The sequence below is a fragment of the Burkholderia aenigmatica genome (assembly GCF_902499175.1).
Classification (GTDB): domain Bacteria; phylum Pseudomonadota; class Gammaproteobacteria; order Burkholderiales; family Burkholderiaceae; genus Burkholderia; species Burkholderia aenigmatica.
This window is the reverse complement of record NZ_CABVQC010000156.1, coordinates 1-818: the sequence shown is the minus strand read 5'-3', so window position 1 is coordinate 818 and position 818 is coordinate 1. Positions and strand designations below refer to the sequence as shown.

The 818-nt window shown below is 64.1% G+C and carries 1 protein-coding gene; it reads left to right on the top strand.

Annotation, left to right across the window (positions count from 1 at the left end; all coding sequences use genetic code 11):
* On the top strand, window positions 1-818 hold an 818-nt coding region (locus tag BDO18943_RS42455; RefSeq protein ID WP_210771982.1), incomplete at both ends, for a hypothetical protein.

Here is an 818-nt window from a genome sequence, read left to right as displayed (position 1 = left end):
ATCGAGCTATTCGCCGACGACAGGCCGGTCGAGGTCGACGTCGACAACGAACCGATCGAGCTATTGGCCGACGACAGGCCCGTCGAGGTCGAGGTCGACAGCGAGCCGATCGAGCTATTCGCCGACGACAGGCCGGTCGAGGTCGACGTCGACAACGAACCGATCGAGCTATTGGCCGACGACAGACCCGTGGAGGTCGAGGTCGACAGCGAGCCAATCGAGCTGTTGGCCGACGACAGGCCGGTCGACGTGGAGGTCGACAGCGAGCCGATCGAGCTGTTAGCCGACGACAGGCCCGTGGAGGTCGAAGTCGACAGCGAACCAATCGAGCTATTCGCCGACGAGAGGCCGGTCGAGGTCGACGTGGACAGTGAGCCGATCGAGCTATTCGCCGACGACAGACCGGTCGAGGTGGAGGTCGAGAGCGAGCCGATCGAGCTATTCGCCGACGACAGACCCGTCGAGGTCGAGGTCGAGAGCGAACCGATCGAGCTGTTAGCCGACGACAGACCGGTCGACGTGGAAGTCGACAGCGAACCGATCGAGCTATTCGCCGACGACAGGCCGGTCGAGGTGGAGGTCGACAGCGAACCAATCGAGCTATTGGCCGACGAGAGGCCCGTCGACGTCGAAGTCGACAGCGAGCCGATCGAGCTGTTGGCCGACGACAGGCCGGTCGACGTGGAAGTCGACAGCGAACCGATCGAGCTGTTGGCCGACGAGAGGCCGGTCGAGGTCGAGGTCGACAGCGAGCCGATCGAGCTATTCGCCGACGACAGGCCGGTCGACGTGGAGGTCGACAGCGAACCAATCGAGCT